Annotated in this window: 27 protein-coding genes and 1 pseudogene; 12 read left to right on the top strand and 16 right to left on the bottom strand. The window is 60.9% G+C overall.

The window, feature by feature from the left end; genetic code table 11:
• Positions 1-57: 57 nt before the first annotated feature.
• The gene (glpK, locus tag AC1D35_RS16765; RefSeq protein ID WP_477939134.1) at positions 58-1,551 is read right to left on the bottom strand and encodes a glycerol kinase GlpK; all 1,494 of its coding nucleotides are present in this window, start codon (positions 1,549-1,551) and stop codon (positions 58-60) included.
• A 36-nt stretch (positions 1,552-1,587) separates the two neighbouring features.
• A complete protein-coding gene (locus AC1D35_RS16760; protein ID WP_162747107.1) occupies positions 1,588-1,734 on the bottom strand; it encodes a hypothetical protein in 147 nt (48 codons plus the stop codon).
• Between AC1D35_RS16760 and AC1D35_RS16755 the strand changes: the two genes are divergently transcribed.
• From AC1D35_RS16755 to xdhC, 4 genes are all read left to right on the top strand, one after another.
• Positions 1,733-2,509 carry a 3-hydroxybutyrate dehydrogenase gene (locus AC1D35_RS16755; RefSeq protein WP_113297474.1) on the top strand — a complete coding sequence of 259 codons (777 nt, stop codon included), beginning with the start codon at positions 1,733-1,735 and terminating at the stop codon, positions 2,507-2,509. The genes AC1D35_RS16760 and AC1D35_RS16755 overlap by 2 nt on opposite strands.
• A 29-nt stretch (positions 2,510-2,538) precedes the next feature.
• On the top strand, positions 2,539-4,008 hold the full coding sequence (gene xdhA / locus AC1D35_RS16750) for a xanthine dehydrogenase small subunit (protein ID WP_113308748.1): 1,470 nt from the start codon (positions 2,539-2,541) through the stop codon (positions 4,006-4,008).
• A gap of 178 nt (positions 4,009-4,186) precedes the next feature.
• The gene (gene xdhB, locus AC1D35_RS16745; RefSeq protein WP_113308747.1) at positions 4,187-6,523 is read left to right on the top strand and encodes a xanthine dehydrogenase molybdopterin binding subunit; all 2,337 of its coding nucleotides are present in this window, start codon (positions 4,187-4,189) and stop codon (positions 6,521-6,523) included.
• 2 nt (positions 6,524-6,525) lie between these two features.
• Complete coding sequence (gene xdhC / locus AC1D35_RS16740) at positions 6,526-7,377, top strand: xanthine dehydrogenase accessory protein XdhC (protein WP_113308746.1); 852 nt, start codon at positions 6,526-6,528, stop codon at positions 7,375-7,377.
• Here the strand turns inward: xdhC and AC1D35_RS16735 are convergent.
• Positions 7,353-7,547: a hypothetical protein gene (locus tag AC1D35_RS16735; protein WP_113297642.1), complete on the bottom strand. Its 195-nt coding sequence runs from the start codon at positions 7,545-7,547 to the stop codon at positions 7,353-7,355. The two genes, xdhC and AC1D35_RS16735, sit on opposite strands and share 25 nt — an antisense overlap.
• Before the next feature lie 100 nt (positions 7,548-7,647).
• Here AC1D35_RS16735 and AC1D35_RS16730 point away from each other — a divergent pair, with 100 nt between their 5' ends.
• Positions 7,648-8,544, top strand: a complete 897-nt coding sequence (locus AC1D35_RS16730; RefSeq protein WP_113308745.1) for a LysR substrate-binding domain-containing protein — start codon at positions 7,648-7,650, stop codon at positions 8,542-8,544.
• Between the two features lie 34 nt (positions 8,545-8,578).
• Here the strand turns inward: AC1D35_RS16730 and AC1D35_RS16725 are convergent, their stop codons facing one another.
• Positions 8,579-8,911: a hypothetical protein gene (locus AC1D35_RS16725; protein WP_113297641.1), complete on the bottom strand. Its 333-nt coding sequence runs from the start codon at positions 8,909-8,911 to the stop codon at positions 8,579-8,581.
• Between the two features lie 432 nt (positions 8,912-9,343).
• Between AC1D35_RS16725 and AC1D35_RS16720 the strand changes: the two genes are divergently transcribed.
• On the top strand, positions 9,344-9,532 hold the full coding sequence (locus AC1D35_RS16720; RefSeq protein WP_477852493.1) for a hypothetical protein: 189 nt from the start codon (positions 9,344-9,346) through the stop codon (positions 9,530-9,532).
• Positions 9,533-9,540: 8 nt separating this feature from the next.
• Here the strand turns inward: AC1D35_RS16720 and AC1D35_RS16715 are convergent, their stop codons facing one another.
• Entirely contained in the window at positions 9,541-9,735 is a 195-nt protein-coding gene (locus tag AC1D35_RS16715) for a hypothetical protein (protein ID WP_113297469.1), read from the bottom strand.
• A 168-nt stretch (positions 9,736-9,903) separates the two neighbouring features.
• Between AC1D35_RS16715 and puuD the strand changes: the two genes are divergently transcribed.
• The 3 genes from puuD to AC1D35_RS16700 all read left to right on the top strand — a co-directional run bounded on the left by puuD (position 9,904) and on the right by AC1D35_RS16700 (position 13,688).
• On the top strand, positions 9,904-11,142 hold the full coding sequence (gene puuD / locus AC1D35_RS16710; RefSeq protein ID WP_113308744.1) for a urate hydroxylase PuuD: 1,239 nt from the start codon (positions 9,904-9,906) through the stop codon (positions 11,140-11,142).
• On the top strand, positions 11,139-12,461 hold the full coding sequence (guaD, locus tag AC1D35_RS16705; protein WP_477939129.1) for a guanine deaminase: 1,323 nt from the start codon (positions 11,139-11,141) through the stop codon (positions 12,459-12,461). The genes puuD and guaD overlap by 4 nt, the downstream gene beginning before the upstream one ends.
• Before the next feature lie 84 nt (positions 12,462-12,545).
• Positions 12,546-13,688 (top strand): alpha-hydroxy acid oxidase, encoded by a 1,143-nt coding sequence (locus AC1D35_RS16700; protein WP_113308848.1) that lies wholly within the window; start codon positions 12,546-12,548, stop codon positions 13,686-13,688.
• Positions 13,689-13,792: 104 nt separating this feature from the next.
• Here AC1D35_RS16700 and AC1D35_RS16695 read toward each other — a convergent pair whose 3' ends face one another.
• The 10 genes from AC1D35_RS16695 to AC1D35_RS16650 all read right to left on the bottom strand — a co-directional run bounded on the left by AC1D35_RS16695 (position 13,793) and on the right by AC1D35_RS16650 (position 20,651).
• A complete protein-coding gene (locus tag AC1D35_RS16695) occupies positions 13,793-14,533 on the bottom strand; it encodes a metallophosphoesterase family protein (RefSeq protein ID WP_113308742.1) in 741 nt (246 codons plus the stop codon).
• Position 14,534: 1 nt separating this feature from the next.
• Complete coding sequence (gene uraH / locus AC1D35_RS16690; RefSeq protein WP_113297465.1) at positions 14,535-14,891, bottom strand: hydroxyisourate hydrolase; 357 nt, start codon at positions 14,889-14,891, stop codon at positions 14,535-14,537.
• Positions 14,888-15,388 carry an ureidoglycolate lyase gene (locus tag AC1D35_RS16685; RefSeq protein ID WP_113308741.1) on the bottom strand — a complete coding sequence of 167 codons (501 nt, stop codon included), beginning with the start codon at positions 15,386-15,388 and terminating at the stop codon, positions 14,888-14,890. The genes uraH and AC1D35_RS16685 overlap by 4 nt, the downstream gene beginning before the upstream one ends.
• Positions 15,389-15,394: 6 nt before the next feature.
• Positions 15,395-15,721, bottom strand: coding sequence for a HepT-like ribonuclease domain-containing protein (locus tag AC1D35_RS16680; RefSeq protein ID WP_477852553.1), 327 nt, complete (start codon positions 15,719-15,721; stop codon positions 15,395-15,397).
• Between the two features lie 32 nt (positions 15,722-15,753).
• Positions 15,754-16,047 (bottom strand): nucleotidyltransferase family protein, encoded by a 294-nt coding sequence (locus AC1D35_RS16675; RefSeq protein WP_113308740.1) that lies wholly within the window; start codon positions 16,045-16,047, stop codon positions 15,754-15,756.
• Positions 16,048-16,104: 57 nt separating this feature from the next.
• Positions 16,105-17,127, bottom strand: a complete 1,023-nt coding sequence (alc, locus tag AC1D35_RS16670) for an allantoicase (protein ID WP_477939126.1) — start codon at positions 17,125-17,127, stop codon at positions 16,105-16,107.
• On the bottom strand, positions 17,128-17,625 hold the full coding sequence (gene uraD, locus AC1D35_RS16665) for a 2-oxo-4-hydroxy-4-carboxy-5-ureidoimidazoline decarboxylase (protein WP_113297460.1): 498 nt from the start codon (positions 17,623-17,625) through the stop codon (positions 17,128-17,130). It lies immediately after the preceding gene.
• Positions 17,625-18,548, bottom strand: a complete 924-nt coding sequence (gene puuE, locus AC1D35_RS16660; RefSeq protein WP_113308739.1) for an allantoinase PuuE — start codon at positions 18,546-18,548, stop codon at positions 17,625-17,627. The genes uraD and puuE overlap by 1 nt, the downstream gene beginning before the upstream one ends.
• Before the next feature lie 100 nt (positions 18,549-18,648).
• Positions 18,649-19,356, bottom strand: a complete 708-nt coding sequence (locus AC1D35_RS16655; RefSeq protein WP_113308738.1) for a DUF1045 domain-containing protein — start codon at positions 19,354-19,356, stop codon at positions 18,649-18,651.
• Positions 19,357-19,472: 116 nt separating this feature from the next.
• Positions 19,473-20,651, bottom strand: coding sequence for an NAD(P)/FAD-dependent oxidoreductase (locus AC1D35_RS16650; protein ID WP_113308737.1), 1,179 nt, complete (start codon positions 20,649-20,651; stop codon positions 19,473-19,475).
• Here AC1D35_RS16650 and mnmC2 point away from each other — a divergent pair.
• Complete coding sequence (gene mnmC2, locus AC1D35_RS16645; RefSeq protein WP_113308736.1) at positions 20,650-21,369, top strand: tRNA (5-methylaminomethyl-2-thiouridine)(34)-methyltransferase MnmC2; 720 nt, start codon at positions 20,650-20,652, stop codon at positions 21,367-21,369. The two genes, AC1D35_RS16650 and mnmC2, sit on opposite strands and share 2 nt — an antisense overlap.
• On the opposite strand, the gene AC1D35_RS16640 is transcribed toward mnmC2, so the two are convergent.
• Positions 21,366-24,749 carry a response regulator gene (locus AC1D35_RS16640; protein ID WP_113308735.1) on the bottom strand — a complete coding sequence of 1,128 codons (3,384 nt, stop codon included), beginning with the start codon at positions 24,747-24,749 and terminating at the stop codon, positions 21,366-21,368. The genes mnmC2 and AC1D35_RS16640 overlap by 4 nt on opposite strands.
• Before the next feature lie 322 nt (positions 24,750-25,071).
• Here AC1D35_RS16640 and AC1D35_RS16635 point away from each other — a divergent pair, with 322 nt between their 5' ends.
• Together AC1D35_RS16635 and AC1D35_RS16630 are read left to right on the top strand one after the other, a co-directional pair.
• Positions 25,072-25,389, top strand: a complete 318-nt coding sequence (locus tag AC1D35_RS16635; RefSeq protein WP_477939121.1) for a hypothetical protein — start codon at positions 25,072-25,074, stop codon at positions 25,387-25,389.
• Between the two features lie 73 nt (positions 25,390-25,462).
• Positions 25,463-25,777, top strand: a pseudogene (locus tag AC1D35_RS16630) (DNA alkylation repair protein); the annotation flags it as partial.

Genomic DNA, 25,777 nt, shown 5'->3' with positions numbered 1-25,777 from the left:
CAATTCCAGCAAAAGTCTGCAGCGGTTTTGCGTCCGGAATTGCGTAAATACAAAGAGTCAGAGCTCGCTCAGCGTCCGCTTCACCGCATTCTTCCAACCCTTAAGCTTGGCGGCACGGGTCTTCTCGTCCATCGAGGGCTCGAAGCGTCGGTCACGCTTCCAGGTCGCGGAAAACTTCTGCCGATCCGGCCAGACACCGGCCCTGCTGCCGGCAAGCCAGGCAGCACCAAGCGCCGTCGTCTCCAGGATCACGGGGCGATCGACAGGTGCTTCCAGAAGATCCGCAAGCCGTTGCATCGTCCAGTCAGAGGCAACCATGCCCCCGTCGACGCGCAGCACCGTATCGTCGGTGCCGTTCTTCCAGTCCTTCTGCATCGCCTCCAGGAGGTCGCGCGTCTGGTAGCAGACGGCCTCAAGTGCGGCACGGGAAAGCTCCGCCGGCCCACTATTGCGCGTCAGGCCGTAGATCGCGCCGCGCGCCTTGGCATCCCAATGCGGCGCGCCGAGGCCGGTGAAGGCCGGCACGAGATAGACCTCCTGCGTCGGATCGGCCTTCTCCGCCAGATCATTCGTATCGGATGCCCTGTCGATAACACCGAGCCCGTCACGCAGCCACTGGACAGCCGCCCCTGCAATGAAGATCGAGCCTTCAAGCGCATAGGTCGTCTGACCATCAAGGCGATAGGCGATGGTCGTCAGCAGCCGGTTCTTCGATCGCACCATGTCGCTGCCGGTGTTGAGAAGCGCAAAGCAGCCGGTGCCATAGGTCGATTTCAGCATCCCCGGCTCGAAGCAGGCCTGGCCGATCGTCGCCGCCTGCTGGTCGCCGGCAACGCCGAGGATCGGGATGGCCGCGCCGAAAAGCTCGGGATCGACCGTGCCGAAATCATCGGCGCAATCCTTCACTTCCGGCAGCATGGCGGCCGGCACGCGCAGGATATCGAGCAGGTCTTCGTCCCACTCGTTGGTCGAGATATTGAACATCAGCGTGCGCGACGCATTGGTCGCATYGGTGACAAAACTCTTGCCGCCCGTCAGCCGCCAGATAAGGAACGTGTCGATCGTGCCGAAACAAAGATCGCCGCGCGCCGCCCTCGCCCGCGCGCCCTTCACATTGGCAAGCATCCAGGAAAGCTTCGTTCCCGAGAAATAGGGATCGAGGATAAGGCCGGTCTTTTTCGTGAAAGTGCGCTCCAGATCCTGCCGCTTGAGATTGTCGCAATAGCTTGCCGTGCGCCGGTCCTGCCAGACGATGGCGTTCTGGATCGGCTTGCCGGTCTCGCGCTCCCAGACGACGACGGTCTCGCGCTGGTTGGTGATGCCAAGTGCCGCAATATCCCCAGCCGTTACCTTGGCTTCGCGCAGCGCCATATGGACTGTGGAAACGACCGAATCCCAGATTTCCTCGGGATCATGCTCCACCCAGCCGGAGCGCGGATAGATCTGCGTGAATTCCTTCTGGCCCATGCCGGCGATCTTCATGTCGCCGTCGAAGACGATCGCCCGTGTCGAGGTCGTTCCCTGATCGACCGCCAGAACATATCCACCCATGCGATTCCTCCCGCTGCATGCTGTTGTCGTGGCAAATCAATAGGGCAGGTCCGCCTGGCTTGGAAGGGCGTAAGTGGCGGTCTGGCCTCTCAGCCACTTCCCGATTGCCAGCACGCCGCCTTTGGGCATAACCTCGCGCTGACGCTGCAATGCAGCATCTCGCATCCAGGGAGGAAGAAGCATGAGCAGATCCGTCGTCGTCACCGGCTCCACCAGCGGTATCGGGCTTGCGATCGCCACCGCCTTTGCCGCCAGGGGCGACAACGTCGTCATCAACGGTTTCGGAAAGGACGACGAAATCAAGGCGATAATCGAACGCCTTGAATCATCGTCGAAAGCGAAGGCACTCTATCACCCGGCCGACATGACGAAGCCATCAGAGATTGCCGATCTGATCGAGACTGCCGGCAAGACCTTCGGAACGGTCGATGTGCTCGTCAACAATGCCGGCATCCAGCATGTCGAAAAGATCGAGGATTTCCCGATCGAGAAATGGGATCAGATCATCGCGATCAATCTGTCCAGCTCTTTTCATACGATGCGTGCCGCGATCCCGCTGATGAAGGCCAGAAAGTCCGGCCGCATCATCAACATCGCTTCGGCGCATGGTCTGGTCGCCTCGCCCTTCAAATCTGCCTATGTGGCGGCAAAACATGGTATATTGGGCCTGACGAAGACGGCAGCACTCGAGCTTGCCGAATTCGGTGTGACGGTAAACGCCATCTGCCCCGGCTATGTGCTGACCCCGCTCGTCGAAAAGCAGATCCCCGATACCGCCAAAGCGCGCGGCATGACCGAAGAGCAGGTCAAGACCGAGGTTATCCTCAAGGCACAGCCGACCCACGAATTCGTCAAGGCCGAGGAGATCGGAGCGCTCGCCCTCTACCTTGCAAGCGAGGAAGCCCGGCAGGTGACCGGCACGCATATCTCGATTGACGGGGGCTGGACAGCGGCATAACCATTTTAAGAAAAACAACCGGGAATATCATGAACGACAGCATCCGCTTCATCCTCAATGGCGAGGACGTTTCCTTGAGCAACGTCCGCCCGACGGAGACTCTTCTCGATTTTCTCCGGCTGAAGCGGCGGCTGACGGGCACCAAGGAAGGCTGTGCCGAAGGCGATTGCGGCGCCTGCACCGTGCTGGTCGGCCGGCTGATCGACGGCAAGCTCTTCTACGAATCCGTCAATGCCTGCATCCGCTTCACCGGCTCGCTGCAAGCGACCCATGTCGTGACGATCGAGCATCTGGCTGCCAGAGATGGCACGCTGCATCCGGTGCAGCAGGCCATGGTCGATTGCCACGGTTCACAATGCGGCTTCTGCACGCCCGGCTTTATCATGTCCCTTTACGGCCTCTGGCTGTCCAACGAGAAACCTGACCGCGCCGAGATCGAAAAGGCGCTGCAAGGCAATCTCTGTCGCTGTACAGGCTATGAGCCGATCGTCAAGGCCGCCGAGCAGGTGAGCCTGCAGCGACCGAGCGCCCTCTTCGATCCACTCGAAAAGACCCGTGCCGAAATCATCTCTCGCCTCTGGGCCATGCAGGCATCCGATACGATCTCGATTGTGTCAGAAGAAGGCCGCCTCATTGTGCCGCGCTCCGTTGACGCGCTTGCGCGGGTGCTTGCGGCCGAGCCGACGGCGACCATCGTTGCCGGCTCCACCGATGTCGGCCTCTGGGTGACGAAGCAGATGCGTCAGCTGAACCCCGTCGTCTTCATCAATCACCTGACGGAGCTTCAGACGATTACCGCGGGCGAATATGGCATCGCGATCGGCGCCGGCGTCACCTACACCCGCGCGCTCGACACCATCGCCCGGAAGATCCCCGCCTTTGCCCGCCTCATCACCCGTATCGGCGGCGATCAGGTGCGCAACATGGGCACGATCGGCGGCAATATCGCCAACGGCTCGCCGATCGGCGACAGCCCGCCGCCCCTGATCGCACTCGGCGCGCAATTGACGCTGCGCTCGGCCGAAGGCGCCCGCACGATCCCGCTGGAGGATTACTTCATCGCCTACGGCAAGCAGGACCGCCAGCCAGGCGAATTCGTCGAAAGCGTCTTCGTGCCCTACCCGGTCGCAGACGCCAAATTCGCAGTCTACAAGATCAGCAAGCGCCGGGACGAGGATATCACCGCCGTACTCGGCGCCTTCTATCTGGTGCTGGATGAGACAGACCGCGTGACTGACATCCGCATTGCACTCGGTGGCATGGCGGCAACGCCCAAGCGCGCCCGCAGCGTCGAGGCCGAGTTGATCGGCGAGCCCTGGACGGAAGCAACCATAGAGGCTGCACGCCCGGCCTTCGACACCGACTTCCAGCCGCTGACGGACTGGCGCGCGACCGCTGAATATCGCCAGTTGACGGCTAAGAACCTGCTGACGCGGTTTTACCTCGAAACGGTCGGTGCGCCCGCTGAACTGAAGCGGTTCGAGGAGGTGGCATCATGAGGATGACGCATATCGGCGCAAGCCGCCCCCTCATCCGCCCTTCGGGCACCTTCTCCCCGAGGGGAGAAGGGGGAAACGACACGACCCGGCATCCCCTTCTCCCCAGCGGGGAGAAGGTGCCCGAAGGGCGGATGAGGGGGCCACGCGGCACCACATTTCCTCCTGAAGGAGGCATCTAATGGACAAGTCTACCTTCGAGGATCGCAAGCTCATCAACGGCCAGATGCATGTCTCGCTGCGTCATGATTCAGCGCATAAGCATGTCACCGGAAGTGCCGATTATATCGACGATATTCCCGAACCCTCGGATCTCTTGCACGGCGCGCTCGGCATGTCCGACCGCGCCCATGCCGAGATCGTCTCGATGGACCTGTCGGAGGTCGCGGCCTATCCCGGCGTCGTCTGGGTCTTCACCGGCAAGGACATTCCGGGTGTCAACGACGTCAGCTCGAACGGTAGCCATGACGAACCACTGCTTGCCGAAACCCTGGTGCAATTCCACGGCCAGCCGATCTTTGCGGTGATTGCCGAAACCCGCGAGATCGCCCGCCGCGCCGCCCGCAAGGCGACGATCGAATATCGCGATCTGCCGCACTGGAGCGATATCGACGGCGCCATCGAGAACGGCAGCCCGCTCGTCATCACGCCAATGACGCTGAAGCGGGGTGAGCCCGAAACAGAAATGGCAAACGCCCCGCGCCGGCTGAAAGGCCGCATGCGCATCGGCGGCCAGGAACATTTCTACCTCGAAAGCCATATCGCCATGGCGATCCCAGGCGAGGACGATGAGGTCACCGTCTGGTCTTCGACCCAGCATCCAAGCGAAATCCAGCATATCGTCGGCCATGTTCTGAACATTCCATCGAATGCCGTGACTGTGAACGTGCGCCGCATGGGCGGCGGCTTCGGCGGCAAGGAAACACAGGGCAACCAGTTCGCAGCCCTTGCCGCAGTCGCCGCCAAGAAGCTGAAACGCGCCATCAAGTTCCGCCCCGACCGCGACGAGGATATGAGCGCCACCGGCAAGCGCCACGATTTTCGTGTCGACTATGAACTCGGCTTCGATGACGAGGGCCGCATTCATGCGGTCGACGCCACCTATTCGGCCCGCTGCGGTTTCTCCTCGGATCTGTCGGGCCCGGTCACCGACCGCGCGCTCTTCCATGCCGATTCCAGCTATTTCTATCCGCATGTGCACCTGGTCTCTCAGCCGCTGAAGACGCATACGGTCTCCAACACCGCCTTCCGCGGTTTCGGCGGCCCGCAGGGCATGCTCGGCGCCGAACGCTTCATCGAGGAGATCGCCTATGCCGTTGGCAAGGATCCGCTCGATATCCGCAAGCTGAATTTCTACGGTCAGCCGGGCTCGGGACGCACGACGACGCCTTATCATCAGGAAGTCGAGGATAACATCATCGCCCGTGTGGTCGAGGAGCTGGAGGACAGCGCCGACTACCGCGTCCGGCGCAATGCCATCGTCGCCTTCAATCGAGACAGCCGCTACATCCGCAAGGGCATCGCGCTGACGCCGGTCAAGTTCGGCATTTCCTTCACCATGACCGCCTTCAACCAGGCCGGCGCGCTCGTCCATATCTATCAGGACGGCTCGATCCACCTGAACCATGGCGGCACCGAGATGGGCCAGGGCCTCTATACCAAGGTGGCGCAGGTCCTGGCCGACAGCTTCCAGGTCGATATCGACAGGGTGAAGATCACGGCGACCACGACAGCCAAAGTGCCGAACACGTCGGCCACGGCCGCGTCTTCCGGCTCGGACCTGAACGGCATGGCCGCCTATGACGCGGCGCGCCAGCTCAAGGAACGACTGGTCGCCTTCGCGGCCGAGAAATGGGAGGTTCCGGTCTCGGAGATCACCTTCCTGCCGAACCGCGTGCGGGTCGGCGAGATCGAAATCCCCTTCCCCGATTTCATCAAGCAGGCCTATTTCGCCCGCGTGCAGCTTTCCGCTGCCGGCTTCTACAAGACGCCGAAGATCCACTGGGACCGCAAGGCCGGCCGCGGCACGCCCTTCTACTATTTTGCCTATGGCGCCGCCTGCACCGAAGTCTCGATCGACACACTGACCGGCGAGTATCTGATCGACCGCACCGATATCCTCCATGATGTCGGCCGTTCGCTGAACCCGGCAATCGACATAGGCCAGGTCGAGGGCGCCTTCGTTCAGGGCATGGGCTGGCTGACGACCGAAGAACTGTGGTGGGACGACAAGGGCCGCCTGCGCACGCACGCGCCCTCCACCTACAAGATCCCGCTCGCTTCCGACCGCCCGAAGATTTTCAATGTGCAACTCGCCGAATGGTCCGAGAATGCGGAAGCCACGATCGGCCGTTCCAAGGCCGTCGGCGAACCGCCCTTCATGCTGGCAATATCGGTCCTCGAAGCGCTCTCCATGGCCGTTGCCAGTGTCGCGAACTACCGCGTCTGTCCCCATCTCGATGCGCCCGCAACGCCCGAACGTGTGCTGATGGCTGTCGAGAGGATGAAGAGGGTGTAGCCATGACGCGGCGCGAGATCCTTTCCGGTTTTGTGCCCGGCAGCGACTTCCGCGCCTTTCTGGTCCTGCAGCCCGAAGCGATCCTCGTCGAAATCACCGATACACAGGGCTCGACGCCGCGCGAGGCCGGCACCTTCATGCTGGTCGCGGCTGGCAGCATGTGGGGCACGATCGGCGGCGGTCACTTTGAATTCATCGCCATCGGCAATGCCCGCGAATTGCTGGCGGGCACCGGCGGCACTGACATGATGGATATTCCGCTCGGACCGGAAATCGGCCAATGCTGCGGCGGCCGCACGCAACTGCGCTTTCGGCATGTGACAGATGCGGTCAGAGGCGAATTGGAGAAGAAGCAGGAAGACGAGGCAGAACGCCTGCCCGAGGTCTACGTCTTCGGCGCCGGGCATGTCGGCCGCGCCCTTGCCACCGCACTCGCCCCGCTGCCGCTTTCGGTCACCGTCATCGAGACCCGGCAGGATGAGCTTGCCAATCTTCCAGCTCGGACAAAATGCCTGTTGGTGCCGATGCCCGAGGCATTGGTGAAAGATATTCCTGCTGGTGCGGCACTCGTCATCCTCACCCACGACCATGCGCTGGATTTCCTGATCGCTCATGAAGCGCTCGCCCGCACCGATCTGGCCTACATCGGCATGATCGGCTCGGCGACCAAACGCGCAACCTTTGCAAGCTGGCTTTCCCGTGAGGCAGGCGGCGAACGCTCCTGGCTCGATCGCCTTACTTTGCCGATCGGCGGATCGGCGGTGAAGGACAAACGCCCCGAGGTGATCGCTGCCATGACTGCAGCCGAAATCTTGACCGCACTTGCCGCCTATCGCAACCGGTCATCCTCGTAACGCGGATCGCGTCCGTCCAGGAAGCCGAGATCACGCTTGATGCGATCGGGTGTGACATCCATATCCAGCTGCGGCATCCGGCTGCCGATCCCCCGGGCCAGCCGGCGGATCGTGATGGTGAGCAATCCTTCTCTTGTGGGAGAACGCTCTTCGATAGTTTGGCAATCCATGACATCACCTTGATGGTTTGATGAGATGATTGCAGTTTGCCGGGAAAAATGCTGCAATTCCAATCGAACAACCGTCTGCATCCATAAAGAGAACTTATCCATGAAGCTGTCGAAGCAGTTCCCGCTGAATGCGCTGCGCGTCTTCGAAGCCGTGGCTCGGCTCAGCAGTTTCACCAAAGCCGGCGACGAGCTCGGCATGACGCAGACGGCGGTCAGCTATCAGATCAAGCTTCTGGAGGAGAATATCGGCGAGCCGCTCTTCCTGCGCTTGCCCCGCCAGATCGAGTTGACGGAAGCAGGCAAACATCTCGCGCCCAGGGTCTCCGAAGCATTCAACATTCTGATCGAAGCCATGGCCTCGATGCGCAAGGCGACCGGGGAAACGCTGACGATCCATTCGACGGCGACCTTTGCCCAGCAATGGCTCTCGCGCTACATCGGCGCGTTCCAGCTGCAATATCCTGATATTGCGGTGAGGCTGATCACATCGGGCACAATCGTCGATTTCCAGAAAGAGGCCGCCGACGTGGCGATCCGTTGGGGTCGCGGCGATTGGCCGGGCCTGATCAGTCATCGGCTGATGAGACTTGATTACTCCCCCATGCTGAGCCCCAAGCTCGCGGCCGAAATCGGTGGCATCCACGAGCCGGCAGACCTGCTGAAGCTTTTCCTGATCAGCGCCGGCGATTCCTGGTGGGCAGAATGGTTCACGGCGGCCGGAGTCAAGGACGCCGATCTCTCCCGCTATCCGAAAAGCGAATTCGGCACCCAGATCCTCGATGCCAGCATCGCCATTGCCGGCGGCGGGGTCGCCATGCTCAATCCCGGCCATTTCCAGGACGATGTCGCCGCCGGCAGGCTTTATCAGCCCTTTGAACTGACCGGCAATGACGGGCGCGACTATTGGCTCGGCTATCCTGAAAACAGGCGGAACGTGCCGAAAATCAAAAATTTCCGGAAATGGCTGCTGCAGAAATTCGATGTGGAGCAGGACTGAACATGTCACGCAAAATGGCGGGGCTTAAATCCTCTCAGTAGCCCATATCGGGCGCATAGAAACATCGCGGCGTATCTTCGTTCGGGAACAGGCAGATATGGTAGTCGCTATCGCCTGAATGCATCGCCCTGGTCATCGGCAGCAGGAAGACATGGCTTCGCGTTACCAGCCGGTGATCGCCGGGTCTCAGCGTCACGCGATAGCCATCCGGCGTGATGGCCACGGTCTTGGACGGGATCATCTGGCAATCGCCGTTTTCGGCATTTCCATTGCAACAGTAGGGGTCGTAACTCCAACCCGTAGCGGCGTCGTGGGCTGTCGCGAACGACGCATAGGCAATCATCACGCATGTCAGAATGCTGCGCATGGGCATCTTCTCCGTCGATGAATGCGCCGCCAGTGTCATGCGGTTTCCACCTCATCCCGGCGGCCTGTATTTCAAAACTGTAACCCGATCTTCACATTTCAAGGAATCGTTTGCTCCACTTTGGAGCATTAGCGGTGGATAAAATGTCGCAGAAATCCGCCATTTTTTAAGGCGTGCAAATGAGACGTCCGCTCCACAGCACAGCGTACAACCAGATTGCCACCTCAAATTGCGCGGATATAAGCACTGCGACGGAAGAGCAGTGATATGCTTTCGGCGGTTTCATGCTCGACCCCGGCAGCGGCTTGCTGCGGGATGGCCAGCCAGTTGCGCTCGGCCAGCGCGCGATTTCACTGCTCAAGGCGCTGCTTGATACCCGACGGTCGCCAGGTTGGAAAAGACACCTTAATTGAGGCGGGCTGGCCCGGGCTGATGGTCGAGGAGGGTAATCTTTCTGTACAGATCACCCATCTGCGCGAGGCACTCGGACAACAGCCGGATGGCCAGGAATGGATCATGACGCTGCCGCGCCTCGGCTACCGCCTTCTCAGGAACCGGGCTCGGCTTACCGACATCGGTGCACGGCCCCTTGCCGCGGCCGGCACGACTGCACCGGCTTAAACCGTGAATTAGTGCTTCTTCTGCTGCTCCTCGGCAGCCGCAACGCGGTTCAGCATCGCCACCATCTTGGTCTTGATCGAGCCATAGGTGCCGAGTTCGAAATTGCAGTTGAAGCAGGTGATGATGTCGCTGTCGATCGGCTGCGGGCGCGGAAATTTCATGCGCGTGTTGCGGCACTTCGGGCAAGGGACTTCGATCTGCATGTTTCAGCGGCTCCTTATTAGCGTCGTCGGCGATGCCTTAGCACAAATGCCGCACCCGGCAAGCTCTTCCTGCGATCTCCACTGCGGCAAGAAACCCCACGTGCCCCCTTTCCTCGCGCTTGAATTTCTCGCAATCTCACGAGTCGGGAAGAAGAACAGGGGAACTGAATGTATGAATATGCAATAGCCTGGGAGTGGCTGGCCTTTGCGGCGCGCTGGTTCCATGTCATCACCGCGATCGCCTGGATCGGATCGTCCTTCTATTTCATCGCGCTCGACCTGGGGCTGGTGAAGCGGCCGCATCTGCCCGCCGGTGTTCACGGCGAGGAATGGCAGGTCCATGGCGGCGGCTTCTACCATATCCAGAAATATCTGGTGGCGCCGGCGCAGATGCCGGAACATCTGACCTGGTTCAAGTACGAGAGCTATTTCACCTGGCTCTCCGGCTTCCTGATGCTCTGCATCGTCTATTATGGCGGCGCCGACCTCTTCCTGATCGACCGCCATGTGCTCGATATCAGCAGACCGGTGGCGATCCTGATCTCGCTTGCATCACTGGCCGGCGGCTGGATCATCTACGACCTGCTCTGCAAATCGCCGCTCGGCAGGAACACCTGGGGCCTGATGGCAGTCCTCTATGTCGTGCTGGTTTTCATGGGCTGGGGTTACACGCAAGTCTTCACCGGCCGCGCCGCCTTCCTGCATCTCGGCGCCTTCACCGCCACCATCATGTCGGCCAACGTCTTCATGATCATCATTCCCAACCAGAAGATCGTCGTCGCCGACCTGATCGCCGGCCGAACGCCGGACGCCAAATATGGCTACATGGCCAAGCAGCGCTCTCTCCATAACAACTACCTGACGCTGCCCGTCATCTTCTTCATGCTGTCGAACCACTATCCGCTGGCTTTCGGCACCGCCTTCAACTGGGTGATCGCCGCATTGGTCTTCCTGATGGGCGTCACGATCCGCCACTGGTTCAACACCACTCATGCCCGCAAGGGACGACCGACCTGGACCTGGATCGTCACCGTCGTGCTCTTCATCCTCATCATGTGGCTATCGACCGTGCCCAAGTTGCTGACGGGCGAAGATGAAAACGCGTCGGTCGCTCCCGCCTTCCAGCAGTTTGCCGGCGATCCGCATTTTCCCGCCGTGAAGCAGCTCGTCTCCACACGCTGTTCCATGTGCCATGCCGCAGAGCCGGTCTATGAAGGCATCGCCCGGCCACCGAAAGGCGTCGCTCTGGAAAATGACGCGGAAATTGCCGCGCATGCGCGGGAAATCTATATACAGGCCGGCCGCAGCCATGCCATGCCGCCGGGCAACGTGACCGACATCACCCCCGACGAGCGCAAGCTGCTCGTCGCCTGGTTCGAAAGCGCAGTCGAAGGCAAACGAGAATGACCACAACACTCCTGCGCGGGCGTCTGCTCTCCTTCCGCCGCGCCCCGCTCAGCCTCGCCGATAGCGAGAGCTATATTTATGAGACGGATGGCGGTCTGCTGATCGAGGATGGCATCATCGCAGCTGTCGGCGCCTATGACGACATCAAGGCGAAGGCGCCCGAAGACGTCAGCGAAATCGATCATCGCCCGCATCTCATCATGCCGGGCCTGATCGACACGCATCTGCATTTCCCGCAGATGCAGGTCATTGCCTCCTATGCCRCAAACCTTCTGGAATGGCTGAACACTTACACCTTCCCGGAGGAGTGCCGCTTCGTCGAAAGCGCCCATGCGCAGAGGATAGCCACGCATTTCTACGACGAGCTGATCCGCCATGGCACGACGACGGCGGTTGCCTATTGCTCCGTTCATAAGACATCTGCCGATGCCTATTTCGCAGAAGCTCTGCGCCGCAACATGCGCATGGTCGGCGGCAAGGTGATGATGGACCGCAACGCACCGCAGGGGCTGCTCGACACGCCTGAGATGGGCTACGACGAGACCCGGCAGGTGATTGCCGACTGGCATGGCAAGGGCCGCAACCACGTCGCCATCACGCCGCGCTTTGCGATCACCTCGACGCCCGCCCAAATGGAGGCAACGGCAGCACTCGCCCGCGAATTCCCCGACCTGCACATCCAGACGCATCTGTCGGAAAATCACGACGAGATCAAATTCACCTGCGAGCTCTATCCGGAGGCGATCGACTACACCGATATCTACGCCCGCTATGGCCTGCTCGGACCGAAGAGCCTCTTCGGCCACGCCATCCATCTTTCGGAGCGCGAAGCCGACGCCATGAGCGAGACCGGCGCGGTCGCCGTCCATTGCCCGACTTCGAACTTGTTTCTAGGCTCCGGCCTCTTTCCGCTGAAGGCGCTCTCGCGCCGCGAGAAGCCTGTTCGTATCGGCGTCGCCACCGATATCGGCGGCGGTTCCAGCTATTCCATGCTGCGGACCATGGACGAGGCCTACAAGATCCAGCAGCTTCTGGGCGAACGGCTGAACCCGCTCGACAGCTATTATTACATGACGCTCGGCAATGCCGAGGCACTCTCGCTGGCCGACAGGATCGGCACGCTGGAGCCCGGCACGGATGCCGACCTCGTCGTTCTCGATGCCGCCGCGACACCTGCCATGGCCCTGAAGATGGAAGTGGTGAAGACGCTTCCCGAGGAGTTGTTCCTGCTGCAGACGATGGGCGACGACCGCTCCGTGGCGGAAACATATGTGGCCGGCGTGGCGATGAAAAGCGGGCTTTCCCAAGCTGCCGGCTGAGACGAAAACCGACCTGGAATCAAATACCAAAGGCGGAAAAAGCATGGTATGCGAGAGCATCGTTCAGATGTGAAGGTTTGCTTCATGGCCACGCCGCTTACCATCGCCGATCTCAAGAAAATGGCTCAGCGCCGCGTGCCGAAGATGTTCTTCGACTATGCGGATTCCGGCGCCTGGACGGAATCGACCTACGCCGCGAACGAAGCCGATTTCAGGGATATCAGGCTGCGCCAGCGCGTGCTGGTCGACATGACCAACCGCACGCTCAAGACGACGATGGTCGGCCAGAACGTGTCGATGCCGGTGGCACTTGCTCCGACCGGCATGACCGGCATGCAGCATGCCGACGGTGAAATGCTGGCGGCCCGCGCCGCCGAGGAATTCGGCGTACCCTTCACGCTCTCGACCATGAGCATCTGCTCGATCGAGGATGTCGCCTCCGCCACGACGAAACCATTCTGGTTCCAGCTCTACGTCATGCGCGACAGGGGTTTCGTGGTCGATCTCATCAACCGCGCCAAAGCCGCCAAATGCTCAGCGCTGGTACTGACCGCCGACCTGCAGATCATCGGCCAGCGCCACAAGGATCTGCGCAACGGCCTGTCCGCCCCGCCGAAATTCACGCCGAAACATATCTGGCAGATGGCGACGCGCCCTTTCTGGTGCATGGAGATGATGAAGACGAAGCGTCGCAACTTCGGCAACATCCTCGGCCACGCCAAGGGCCTCGACGACCTTCCCTCGATCACCACCTTCGCGAACGAACAATTCGACCCGCAGCTATCGTGGAAAGATGTCGCCTGGATTAGGGAACAATGGGGTGGTCCGCTGATCATCAAGGGCATTCTCGATATCGAGGATGCGAAGCAGGCAGCCGACACCGGCGCCGACGCCATCATCGTCTCCAATCATGGCGGTCGCCAGCTCGATGGCGCCCCTTCTACGATCAGCATGCTGCCGCGGATCGTCGATGCCGTCGGCGACCGTCTCGAAGTGCATATCGATGGTGGTATCCGCTCCGGCCAGGATGTTCTGAAGGCAGTCGCGCTCGGCGCACGCGGCACTTATATCGGCCGCCCCTTCCTCTATGGCCTCGGCGCCATGGGCAAGGAGGGCGTCACGCTGGCGCTCGAGATCATTCGCAAGGAGATGGACATCACCATGGCGCTCTGCGGCAAGCGCGACATCAAGGATGTCGATTCCTCGATCATCGCAGGGCGGCAATAGAGCAATTCCAGCAAAAGTGCACAGCGGTTTTCCGCCGGGAATTGCGCAAAAACAGAGAGACAGAGCATCTTCGTGCTTCGAGGAAAAACGAAGATTCTCGAGGCTCAGCGCACGCGACCGCTCGCGAGCGCAGACGCCCATTCTGGGCGACCGTTGGCCTTTGCCAACGCCGACATAGCCATGTTGTCGTATCGGATATTGCGGAATTGTGCCGTCCATCCACTGGCCGATTTTTCCAGCACCGCATAACTCGCCATCGCGTGGCCGGTTTCGACCTTGTGCGGATAGGGCTTGTCGTCATCATAGGCCGGGCAACCGACGCTGCCGGGATTGACGATCAGGCGGCCGCCGGACAGCGCCGCCATGCGCGGAATATGTGTGTGGCCACATAGGATCAATGGGCTTTCGATACCTTCCGCCAGCGCTTCGATCTCTGCCTGCGGCCTGAACACCACGCTGCCATCGGCAGCGGCCATATCCAGCCAGTAGAGATTATCATCCTCAGGCGTTGCGTGGCAGAGATAGACTTCATCCCGGTAGATCAGGTCGACCGGCAGCGACCGCAGCCAATCGAGATGCGCGGCGTCGAGCTGCGCATAGGCGGCGGAGTCGGAGATGTGCATATCCTCCGGCCGCTGCTCGATCAGATATCTGTCGTGATTGCCGCGCACGGTCGGAATGGCGAGTGACAGCAGCCGGTCCGCCACCTTGCCAGCCTCCAGCGGACCGCTGAAGCAGTCGCCGAGATTGACGATATCGGTAATGCCCAGTGCTGCCATGTCGGCAAGCACCGCTTCCAGAGCCGCATGGTTTCCATGAATATCTGCGATCGCGGCAAAGCGCATGTCAGCTGCCCCGATAGGTGGAATAGCCATAGGGCGAGATCAGCAGCGGCACATGGTAATGCGCCGAGGTATCCGCGATGCCGAAGCGGATCGGCACGAGATCGAGGAAGGCCGGATGCGGCAGCGGCGTGCCGTTTGCCCTGAGATAATCGCCGGCATGGAAGAGCAGTTCGTAAGTGCCGGTTCGAAAGCTCTCGCCGATCAGGATCGGCCCGCCATCGACCCGCCCATCCGCATTGGTTTCGACGGACTTGAGATGGTGGCGAACCTCACCCTCGATATGGAAGAGATCGATCCTCAGCCCCTGCGCCGGCTTGCCGAGAGCAGTATCGAGAACATGGGTGGTCAGTCCGGTCATAGCTCTGGCTCTTTGATGATGAAGGGGATGTCGAAGAAGAATTCTTCCAGATTGTTGCCAGGCCCGTCACGATCGACAACCAGAAAATCGGAGGGCTCGCCGAGCGCCATCAGCGGATGGTGCCAGACATTGCGCCGATAGTTCACGCCCTGATCGCCGCGGGCGAGAAAGACCCGAGGTCGCCCCGGGCGCCCGTCCTCATCTTCGGAGACGACGACGAGGAAAGGACGGCCCGATATCGGCGAGAAGCTCTGGCTGCCGAATGGATGCCGCTCCATCATGCCGACGTCATAGGGAAAGCCGCGTGGCTGGCCGCGAAAGAGATTGATGATGATCCGCGCGCCCTCGCCCACGGCTTCGGGTGCCGCAAGCGCATGGAAGCGCTCGGTATTGCCGCCGTTGATAGAGCGCATGTTTGCCGGATCGGCTTCGATCACCTCGCCGAACGGCGCGAAGGCGGACTTTGTGAGAGGTTGTATGTCGAGATATCGGGACATTGCCTACTATTCGCCCTGCGCACGCCAGTTGCGGACAAGATCGAGCCTGTCGAGCAGATCAGGCACATCGTCCTTGGCTGTGGCCCAGACTGTCTCAAGATCAATGTCGAAATAACCATCGGCGATGCGGTTGCGCATACCGCGCATCGCCCCCCATGGAAATTCCGGGTGCTCGACAGGAAATTCGGGATGAATCTTCATCAGCTGAGCAGCTGTTTCCGACGCCATCAAGAGACTCATCCCGACAGCGCGCTGCAGGATAATATCCTCAAGAAACCGCTGCTTGCTGACATCCGCGATCATTGCGTTGGCCTCGGCCGCCGCGGATCGCATCCGCTCGAGAAGATACGGGATACGACTTTCGTTCATATGGACTTCGCCTCGGAAAGAACCCGGATGCGGATCGGTTCGGGAAAGTCGCCGGGGGTCAGCAAGTGGATCGGCGTGCCAAGCATCATTTGCTCCAACGCGTCCTGCAAACCGCCAAGTGTCAGCAATGTGCCGCCCGGCAAAGCATCCACCAGAATATCCAGATCGCTATCCGGCCGATCCTCGCCGCGGGCGACGGAGCCGAAGACTCGCGGGTTTGTCGCGTTGAAGCGCTTGGTCGCTTCGCGGATCGCCTGCCTGTTCTTCTCCAGCACTTCCGACGGTCTCATCGCGGCATCACTCCTGATGCCGCGAATATAAGGGACGCGTTGGAAAGAGGAAAGAACTCAAGCCTTCACCCCATGAAGCCGAAGGCGCATCGTTCCGCCATCCGGATGCATGGCATAGCGCACATGTGTGACCGGGCCGATATCGGCAACGACGTYGCTGCCATATTCATGGATATGGTCCATCTGCAGCTTGCTGCGAGGCAGGATCGGCTTCCAGCTTTCGGAGGCAGCGATATCGGCCTCCGAAAGCGTGTCGCCGAGATCAGGCAGGTAGGCGCCAAACAGTTCGCAGGTGTCGGGGAAGTTGCCCTTGTAGAAGGCGGTGTCGACGATGACGCGCTTGATCGTGCCGGGATGACCGAGGCGGATGATTGCCCAGTCATGGCCCGGGCCGCGGCGACGCTTGGTTTCCCATCCATCGCCCATATTGAGGCCACGTCCGGGGCCGAGCAGCTTGTCGGGATGGCCGTAATGCGCATCCGACCAGGCAAGCGCCTTCGCGCCGTTGAAGATATAGGCGAGATCGACTTCCTCGCCGGCGCCGACCTTCGACCAGTCGAAATAGGCCGAACCATAGACCCGCAGGCGCGCCACGCCACCATCCGGATAGATATGCAGGCGCAGATGCGTCCAGATCTTTTGCTTGTCGGCATTTTCGAAGAAGTGGTGCGCGCTGGAGCCGAGCGGCGACTTCGTCAGGATTTCGCTCCACTGCGTCGCATCGGTCGGGTCGCCGCTCTCCACGAAGGCAGCCTCGATCGAGCAATGCGGCGGGTAATTGCCGGTGAAATAGCTGGTATCGACATCGAAGCCGAAGATGCGGCCCGGCATGGCAAGCTTGACGATCGCCCAGTCATGGCCGGGAACGCGCTTGCGGCGGCTTTCCCAGCCGTCCATGTACTTGCCGTTATCGTCGTAGAGATCCGGATCGAAGCTTGCCGGCACATCCTGCAGCATGCGCTCCAGCGGCGCGAAGAATTCGTCGGTGGCAGAAAGTCCCTTGGCGCCGAGACGGGCCGAGGCGAGATTGATGGCGCCGGTGGCGAAGGCTGGCAGGCTGGTATCTGGGGTATCGGTCATTCAAGTCTCCGGAAGCATGGATGTCAGGCGAAGCAGCGCGATCTTCTCGACTTGTGCTGCCGCAGTCACGAATTCCTCGTCGCTGCTGTTGTCGATCCGCTTTTGGAAAGCGGCAAGGATGTCATCCTTGTTCAGCCCCTTCACGGCGATGATGAAGGGAAAGCCGAATTTCTGCGTATAGGCGGAATTGAGTTCGGTGAAGCGCGCATGTTCGGCGGGGCTCAAGCGGTCAAGCCCGGCGCCCGCCTGCTCCTTTTTGCTATCTTCAGTCAGCTCGCCCGATATCGCCAGCCGCCCGGCAAGATCGGGATGAGCGCGCAAGACACCGAGACGCTCCTCTCGGCTCGCGGCGCGGAATATGGCCACAAGCTCCGTATGCACGCGGTCCACTGTCAGCTTTTCGCTGACAAAACCGTCGTCATAGGCCCGTTCGGCAATGAACGGCGAATGCTCGAATACGCCGCCGAAGCGGGACACAAACTCGTTGCGCGAGATCATCAGATCGTTTCCGGCTTATGGTTCGCATGCCAGTGCTGCGCAATCTCGACGCGGCGCGGAATCCAGACCTTGTCGTGCTTCAGCACATATTCGATGAAACGTCGCAGCGAGGCTATGCGCCCCGGCCGGCCGACGAGACGGCAATGCAGGCCGACGGACATCATCTTCGGGCTGCCCTCCTTGCCCTCCTCGTAGAGCGTATCGAACGCATCCTTGAGATAGGCAAAGAACTGGTCGCCGGAATTGAAGCCCTGCGGCGTGGCAAACCGCATGTCGTTGGTATCGAGCGTATAGGGGATGATGAGGAAAGGATTGTCGTCGATGCCCTTCACCCAATAGGGCAGATCGTCGGCATAAGAGTCCGAAGAATACAGGAAACCGCCCTCCTCCTGCACCAGCCGCAGCGTGTTGTCGGAGGGCTTGCCCTGGTACATGCCATAGGGCCGCTCCCCAGCCAGCTCGGTGTGCAGCCGCACAGCCTCAAGGATGTGCTTACGCTCCAGATCTTCCGGGAAATCCTTGTATTCCAGCCAGCGATAGCCGTGGCTGGCAATCTCCCAGCCGGCTTCCTTCATGGCGGCGACCGCTTCCGGATTGCGGGCCATGGCAAGCGTCACGCCATAGACGGTTGCCTGCACCTTGAGATCGGTGAAAAGACGCCAGAGCCGCCAGAAACCGGCACGGGAGCCATATTCATAAATCGACTCCATGTTGAGATTGCGCTGGTTCGGCCAGGGCTGCGCGCCGACGATTTCCGACAGCAGGTTTTCCGAAGCCGGATCGCCGTCGAGAATAGAGCTCTCGCCGCCCTCTTCGTAGTTGATGACGAACTGCACTGCGACGCGCGCCTCGCCGGGCCACTTCGGATCGGGGGTCTTGCGCCCGTAACCGACGAGATTGCGCGGATAGGTCTCGGATACCATCAAATCACCTTCTGAAAAGACAGGTGAAACGGTAACATCCACTGGCGGAATGTCGAGGCGTAAAAGTGCGTAGATGACCTTTGGCCCGAGGCTCGGCGCCTCAGGCGATCTTGCGCGCGCTCACCTTGCCCATCGGATGCAGCGAGTGGACCCGGAACGGCCCGCCGGCACCTTCTTCGATCATCAGCGCGACATTCGAGACCGTCACCGGCTCGACAAGCACCGGATCGAAGAGCGATCGCAGCGCCTGCTCGATGCGTGGCATGTCGACCGCGTTGACCGGACCTGTGACCGGCATATGGAAGCGGAACTCATCCATCACGTAAGGATTGCCCCAGCGATGCAGGTTCGCAAATTGCGCCGCCGAAAGACCATCAGGATCGCTGCGCTCGATATCCGCCTCGGTCAGCGGCGCCCGGAAACGATCGAATTCCTGAACGATCGCCGAAGCGACGTAGTGAACCTGATCGCAGGGCCGGATCGGTGACAGGCTGTAGAATGTGCCGAGACGCGCAACTTCCAGACGCGGAATCTGGAAAGGCGAAAGCGTCCCGCAAAACCGCATCATGTCGCGCAGGAGTTGCGATTCGGACACCTCGGAAGAGAGGTGGAAAGGAGCCTTCAACACGCCATGGAATCCGTAGCGACGCGGCACTGCCGTATGAAAGGCGATCTCATGGATACCGAGCCCGCGGATTGCCGGGGGCTCGACCATATCGCCTGAAAATACGTTGCGGCCAAGCCAACTGGCCGCCACATGCGAGAGCGGATCGCTCGCTGATGGCGTGAAGCAAATGGCATAGCGCATGCGATTTCCTCCATCGGATGAAATGAGCGCGGGATCGCGTCCCGCGCCCTTGATGCGCAAGCAGATAGGTGATTTGCATGACAGAATAACGAAGCGGAGCGGTTTCTAATTCACGTCTAACGTGAAGAGACCGCGATGTGGTTTGAAATTCCAAAGCTTTCCGGCAATAAAAATTCCGTAGGTACATCGCTTGCGATGCATATTGCCGCCTCCGCCAGCCGGTGCGCCAGGCCGAAGCTGACCTTAAAGCCACCCGTCAAGGCAATGAGGTTGCGATTCGCCGGATGCGCTCCGACCATCGGGTCGCGGTCGACCGCCTTGGGGCGCAATCCGGCCCAGCGCTCGATGACAGGCGCATCGCGCAGCGCCGGCACCATGTCTCGGGCCGCCTCGATCAGCACGTCGAGCTGCTCGTCCGTGGAAAAGGGGTCGGCGAAGCTGTTTTCGCTGGTGCTGCCGACAGCCACATGACTGCCCTCATGCGCGACGACATAAAGCCCATCCCGGAAGATCGTCGGCAAGCCGGGATCGATATCGGCGGCAAACAGCGCAGCCTGCCCTTTCACGGCTTGTCCGAGAGGTTTTTGCAGGCCCGGCGTCAGCTTCTCCAGAAGGGGAAATGAGCGATATCCCGCGGCAAGGATGCAGCGCCCGAAGGCGATCGTCCCGGCTCCGGTCGACGCCGTTCCCCGTACCGGATCAAGGTCCAGGATGTCCATATTTTGCAGCACACGGACATGCCTCGCCTTGCGCAGAAAGGCTGCCAGGGCAGCGACAAGCGAACGAGGCGCAACGCGGGCGGCAAGCGTATCATGCACGAAACCGCTCTCGCCGGCCGCCGCATCGATCCAGCCGTCACCCGGCGGTCGGTCCAGCACATGCCAATGGAACCGCCGTTCCCCCGCCTTCCAATGGGCCTCGGCATCTGCGGAATGGCCTGACGCAATCTTGCGCAGATGTGGCTTCGGCAGCGGAATGAGCCGGCCGGAGCGCCGATAACCGGCAGAAAGACCGGTCGCCTCTTCGATGGCGGCAATCTCTGCTTCGAGAGAAACAAGCGCATCGAACTGGAACTGCTTTTTTTCCGACCAGCGGTCCGGCATATGCGGCATCAGGGCGCCAAGCAGTCCGCCGCTTGCGCCGCCTCCGAGCTGGCCCGCATCGACGAGCAGCGTTTCAATGCCACGCCGCTCCGCATGGACGGCCGCCCACAGCCCCATGATGCCGCCGCCGATGATCAGGAGATCGATGGATGATTGACCCGAGGCCAGGGCCGGACTATCGGCTTTTTCCATGACAGACATTAATCCCGATCAGATCGACGCGGGCAAGCCGCAGCCCCTCGAATGGCGCGACGGCGATATGCCCTATTCGACCGCCTTTGGCGACCATTTTTATTGCCAGACCGACGGTCGGCTGGAATGCGGCCACGTCTTCCTCTCTGGAAACGGTCTGCCTGAACGATGGAACGATCGCCCGACCTTTCTTATCGGCGAACTCGGCTTCGGCACCGGGCTGAATTTTTCCGAGACATGGCGGCAATGGAAGCTTTACCGCCAGCCCGGCCAGCACCTGCACTTCATGTCCTTCGAGCTCTATCCGATGCGCCGGGAGGAAATCGACCGGGCGCTGGCTCACTGGCCCGAAATCGATACCGAACGGCAGGCGCTGGCGGCCCTCTGGCCGGATATGCCCGAAGGCATCGTCTCGATTGATCTCGACGACCAGACGAGACTCAGCGTCGTCTGTGGCCGCGCCCTCGACGGTGTCGCCGAAGCTGTTCCCGTCTTCGATGCCTGGTATCTCGACGGCTTCGCCCCGTCGCGCAACGGCGACATGTGGTCGGAAGAGCTGATGCGCCTCGTCTGCGAAAAGACATTTCCCGGCGGAAGCTTCGCCACCTATGCAGCCGCAGGCTTCGTGCGCCGCAATCTCGCCGCCGCAGGCTTTACTGTCGAGCGACGCAAGGGCTTTGCCGGCAAGCGGGAAATGCTCTGTGGGATCAAGCCTTAGTAGCCCGAACGGCCCGGCTGCAATTCGCCACCGCCCAGCCACTGACGGATCTTGTCTTCCAGCAGCTCCGGGCTGATCGGCTTGGACATATAGTCGTCCATACCCGCATCGAGGCACAGTTCCCGGTCGCTTTCCAGCGCATGCGCCGTCACACCGATCACGGGCACGCGGTGCCCCTGCCCCTGCTCCTTCTGGCGGATCATTCTGGTTGCCTGGTGACCGTTCATGACGGGCATCGAGACATCCATCATGATCAGGCGCGGCGTATGCTGCTCCCAGGCTTCGACAGCTTCCTGCCCGTTATTGACCACGAGGAAGGAAAGCCCGGTTCCCTGCAGGATCTGTGTGAAGACGATCTGGTTGACTTCGTTGTCTTCGGCCACGAGGACATCGACGAAATCGGCAGCGCGCTTCGGAGCGGGCGCAGGCGGCGGCGCCACCTCCACTTCCTTCTGCAGCCGCGTGATCTCGGCCTCGGAGGCCTGCTTGACACGGTTTGCACGCACGACTTCGACAACCGTGTTGCGGAGCAGATTGGCGCGCGCCGGCTTCATCAGATGCGCATGGCCGTTCAGCGCCGCAAATTCTTTCTCCGTCCCTGAAATATCCATCGACGTCAGGAAGATGATCGGCAATTCCCCGAAGCGGCTGTCGGCCCGCAGGCGACGGGCGACTTCGGCGCCGTTCATGTCGGGCATATGGTAGTCGAGCACGACGGCATCTACCTTGATGCCGAGGTCGGCGGCGGCCTCAAGGATGGCAAAAGCGGTCGCGCCACCTTCTGCGGCAACGCCGTCGAAGCCCCAGAGACTCAGCTGTTCGGTCAGGATACGGCGATTGACCTCGTTATCGTCGACGACAAGAACGCGCGCACCCTGCACGTTGATCGGCAGCGGCTTCGGCTCGACGCGAGCGGCGGCAATGGCGAAAGGCAGCTTGACGGTGAAGATCGAGCCCTTGCCCCATTCGCTTTCGACATCGATGTAACCGCCGAAGAGATCGACGAGACCGGCAGTRATTGCCAAGCCCAGGCCCGTGCCTTCATGCCGACGGGTCGACGAGGCGTCGACCTGCGAGAATTTGTCGAAGACCGAGTCCACCTTCTCGGGCGGAATGCCGATGCCGGTATCCTCGATGCGGATGCTGACCATGATCTCGCCGCCGGCGGATGGCTCGGAGCCGATATCGACGAAGACATGGCCGCGCTCGGTGAATTTCACCGCATTGCCGACGAGGTTCGTAACGATCTGGCGGAAGCGCCCGGCATCGCCGATGACGGCTGCAGGCAGATCGGGCGCCGCGCGCACCAGAAGCTCGATATCCTTCTCGGCAGCGGGCGAGGAAAGCAGCGTCGCCACATCCTCGACAGCCTCGATCACATCGAAGGCCGCCTTGCGCAGCTTCATCTGCCCGGCATCGATCTTCGAGAAATCGAGGATGTCGTTGATGATCGTCAGCAGCGCATTGCCCGACTTGACGATGATGTCGACGAAGGTCTTCTGGCGCGTATCGAGATTGGTTTTGGCCAGCAGTTCCGCCATGCCGAGCACACCGTTCATCGGCGTGCGGATCTCGTGGCTCATATTGGCGAGGAATTCCGATTTGGCGCGATCGGCGGCCTCGGCGCGCGACAGAAGCTCCGTCAGCTCCTCCTCGCGCTGCTTCATCTCGGTGACGTCGGTGAAGAGCGCCACCCAGTGCTGCCGTTCGCTGATGGTGGCGTCCATGTTCACCCAGCGCTCGCCGCCGACATGGAAAACGGTGGAGATCGGCTGGCGCGCTGCGATATTGGCGCGCCACTCCTCCAGCGTTTCGACCGCCTTGTCGTGGAAATCGCCGCGATTGGCGCAGAACTGGAAGAGATCGATCCATTCCCGGCCAACGTCCGTCAGTTCGGCCGGAATGTGCAGCACGTCGGCCAGCCCGTCATTGGAAAGCTTGATCACGCCGTCCTGGACGATCGCCAGCCCCTGCGGCATCGCATGCGTCGCATCGCGCATCATCTCGCCGAGGTTTTCGAGTGCCTCGCGCGCCTCATGGATTTCCTGTTCGCGCACCCGCACGGCGGAAATATCGGAATAGGTCAGCAGGATGCGATTGCTGGAAATGCGCCTGGAGTCGAAGATGACCGACTTGCCGGCAGCCCAGTCGAGCTGGATCGGCTCCGGGTTTGTAGCCTCGAAAAGCCCCTTGCGAAACGTATAGATATCTTCCGGCGCCTGCGTGTCGCCGTAGCGGCCGAGCTCGTGATTGCGCTTGATGACATCGATGAACGGCCGCCCATCGAAACGGTCGTCGAGCGGCAGTTCCCAGATACTGTAGAACTCGTCATTGACGTAGAGAATCGTGTGATCGTTATCGAGGATCAGCACGCCGACCGGCAGCGAGCGCAGGATGCTCTCGATTTCCTGATGCAGGACTTCTTCCTGTTCGCGCGCCTCGATCAATTCCTTCTCGCGCGCTTTCAGCGGCGTGATGTCGGAGAAGGAACCGACGACATAGCGCTTGCCATCAGGTGTGACGACCCGGTTGACGCGGGAGATGACCTGGAAGATTTCCCCGTCGGTATTCGGCAGATTGCTCTCGACCTCGGTCAGCACGCCGTTTCTCAGCGCCCGCAGGTTCTCCCGGTAAATCGCCTCGCCTGCCTCCTGCCCGAACATGTCGTGTTCGGTCATGCCGAGCGCTCTGGAGCGGGCGTGGCCGGTAAAGGTCTCGTAATATTGGTTGGCGTAGACCAGCCGGTGATCCTCGTCGCGCACGAAAGCGGCGACCGGAAGATCCTCCATGATGGTACGCAGCAGGTCGCGCTCCCGCACGCTTTCATGCCAGGCAGTCTCGCTGGCCGGCGCAGGCGTGCTGCCGGCTGGCGCAGGTTTGCTGCCATTGCGATAGGCGGCATTGACGATCAGCGGGCGGCCATCCTCCGCAAAGATGCCGATCGGATGATCGAGATTTTCGAGCGTCTCGCGGATGCGGCCGAGATCGGTAGCGATCGTATCGGCAACTTCAGGAATGGCGCGGTGGGGTTCGCGCGGTTCGAAGATACCGAGCACATAGGCCCGGTCCTGCGAGGGCGAAAAGCTCTCGATCAGTACCCGTTCATGGCTAAGACCGGCAGCGTCGAAGGAGATGGCACTCTCTTCCGTGCCGAAAACCAGCGCACGACGCTCGCGGTCCTCGCGCTCCTCTTCTTCGGGGCGCTCGAAGAGCTCGCGGCTGCGCTGCCCGATGAAATCGGAGATTTCGCGGCCGAAGAAGCGGGCATAGGCCTCGTTGACGGCGACATAGCGGAGTTCGCTGTTTTTGACATAGGCCGGGGTATCCAGATCAGCGATCCGGCGGCAGGCCAGCTCCAAGAGTTCCCCGGTAGAAATCAAAAAGTCTTCACTCCCGCAATGAATGAAATATCCCTTAGAACAACTATAAGGCCAAGGCCTTTAACAAGCTGTTAACCATAAAATTCCACAGGCAATAATTCCAAGCCGGCTCATGAAGTTGATGAATCAGAGTGACAACAAAGGCTTGCACGAAGCTGAAATGGTCAGAAGATCACGGGGAAAACGCCGACAGCCCAATTCAGGTGCGGCAAGTATGGAGAAAATTTAATTCCCGCACGGCTTGCGGGACCATCAACGCGCCGAGATCGGAGCAGAGTCTGATCGTGGCTTGAATGACGAGCCTACAATGAAAGGAATCGACATGTCCGTTCTTCATAAGACAATGGCGGCGGGCCTGATTGCACTGACATTTGCCGGCGCCTCGCTGGCATCAGCCGATACCGCAAACGCTAGGCCGCGCGATGCCTTCTGGGGCGGTGTAGCCGGTGGCGTCGTCGGCGGCCTCGTGGGCGGAGYGATCGCTTCGGGTCCCGCTTATCCGGCACCCTATGCCTACTATCCGCGCTCCTACGCTTACTATCCTGCATACCCTGAATATTATGGCCCGCGCTTCTGCCATCCGGAATGGCGCTACGACCGTTGGGGTCAACCCTATCGCATCGAAGTCTGCAGGCGCTGAGGGTCTTTCCGGCGACGCTTGACCTCCAGCCGACGCCGGGCCATGCATCGCATGGTCAGAGGGAGATTATGCGATGCCGGAACCACTCAAGAACCTTCTGCATCCGGCGCTCGTGCGTGGGATGGCAGATATCATCGCCGCCAACGCGCCGTCTTTCGAGAGCGGCCGGTTCRCGGCGCTCGCAACCGATGGCATCGAATCGCTGGAACTCATGGAGCGCGCAGCACTGATCCGTGACGCGCTCTTTGCGACCCTTCCCGAAAGCTTTCCCGAGGCTGCCGCAATCCTTGACCCAAGCCTGCCGTCCCCCGGCAAGGCGGGGCTGACGGGCTGGATGCTGCTGCCCGTCAGCCAGTTCATCGCTGTGCGGGGTCTGCAGCATTTCGAT

This window comes from Rhizobium sp. P1_E6 (assembly GCF_056405875.1).
The sequence above is the reverse complement of the archived record's forward strand: the minus strand, read 5'-3'. Positions and strand labels throughout refer to the sequence as shown.

Bases quoted from the DNA above. Each gene is read 5' to 3' on its own strand.
- AC1D35_RS16755 (WP_113297474.1), top strand. From the start codon at position 1,733: ATGAGCAGATCCGTCGTCGTCACCGGCTCCACCAGCGGTATCGGGCTT.
- AC1D35_RS16760 (WP_162747107.1), bottom strand. From the start codon at position 1,734: ATGCTTCTTCCTCCCTGGATGCGAGATGCTGCATTGCAGCGTCAGCGC.
- xdhA (WP_113308748.1), top strand. From the start codon at position 2,539: ATGAACGACAGCATCCGCTTCATCCTCAATGGCGAGGACGTTTCCTTG.
- xdhB (WP_113308747.1), top strand. From the start codon at position 4,187: ATGGACAAGTCTACCTTCGAGGATCGCAAGCTCATCAACGGCCAGATG.
- xdhC (WP_113308746.1), top strand. From the start codon at position 6,526: ATGACGCGGCGCGAGATCCTTTCCGGTTTTGTGCCCGGCAGCGACTTC.
- AC1D35_RS16735 (WP_113297642.1), bottom strand. From the start codon at position 7,547: ATGGATTGCCAAACTATCGAAGAGCGTTCTCCCACAAGAGAAGGATTG.
- AC1D35_RS16730 (WP_113308745.1), top strand. From the start codon at position 7,648: ATGAAGCTGTCGAAGCAGTTCCCGCTGAATGCGCTGCGCGTCTTCGAA.
- AC1D35_RS16725 (WP_113297641.1), bottom strand. From the start codon at position 8,911: ATGCGCAGCATTCTGACATGCGTGATGATTGCCTATGCGTCGTTCGCG.
- AC1D35_RS16720 (WP_477852493.1), top strand. From the start codon at position 9,344: ATGGTCGAGGAGGGTAATCTTTCTGTACAGATCACCCATCTGCGCGAG.
- AC1D35_RS16715 (WP_113297469.1), bottom strand. From the start codon at position 9,735: ATGCAGATCGAAGTCCCTTGCCCGAAGTGCCGCAACACGCGCATGAAA.
- puuD (WP_113308744.1), top strand. From the start codon at position 9,904: ATGTATGAATATGCAATAGCCTGGGAGTGGCTGGCCTTTGCGGCGCGC.
- AC1D35_RS16700 (WP_113308848.1), top strand. From the start codon at position 12,546: ATGGCCACGCCGCTTACCATCGCCGATCTCAAGAAAATGGCTCAGCGC.
- AC1D35_RS16695 (WP_113308742.1), bottom strand. From the start codon at position 14,533: ATGCGCTTTGCCGCGATCGCAGATATTCATGGAAACCATGCGGCTCTG.
- uraH (WP_113297465.1), bottom strand. From the start codon at position 14,891: ATGACCGGACTGACCACCCATGTTCTCGATACTGCTCTCGGCAAGCCG.
- AC1D35_RS16685 (WP_113308741.1), bottom strand. From the start codon at position 15,388: ATGTCCCGATATCTCGACATACAACCTCTCACAAAGTCCGCCTTCGCG.
- AC1D35_RS16680 (WP_477852553.1), bottom strand. From the start codon at position 15,721: ATGCGATCCGCGGCGGCCGAGGCCAACGCAATGATCGCGGATGTCAGC.
- AC1D35_RS16675 (WP_113308740.1), bottom strand. From the start codon at position 16,047: ATGAGACCGTCGGAAGTGCTGGAGAAGAACAGGCAGGCGATCCGCGAA.
- uraD (WP_113297460.1), bottom strand. From the start codon at position 17,625: ATGATCTCGCGCAACGAGTTTGTGTCCCGCTTCGGCGGCGTATTCGAG.
- puuE (WP_113308739.1), bottom strand. From the start codon at position 18,548: ATGGTATCCGAGACCTATCCGCGCAATCTCGTCGGTTACGGGCGCAAG.
- AC1D35_RS16655 (WP_113308738.1), bottom strand. From the start codon at position 19,356: ATGCGCTATGCCATTTGCTTCACGCCATCAGCGAGCGATCCGCTCTCG.
- mnmC2 (WP_113308736.1), top strand. From the start codon at position 20,650: ATGACAGACATTAATCCCGATCAGATCGACGCGGGCAAGCCGCAGCCC.
- AC1D35_RS16650 (WP_113308737.1), bottom strand. From the start codon at position 20,651: ATGGAAAAAGCCGATAGTCCGGCCCTGGCCTCGGGTCAATCATCCATC.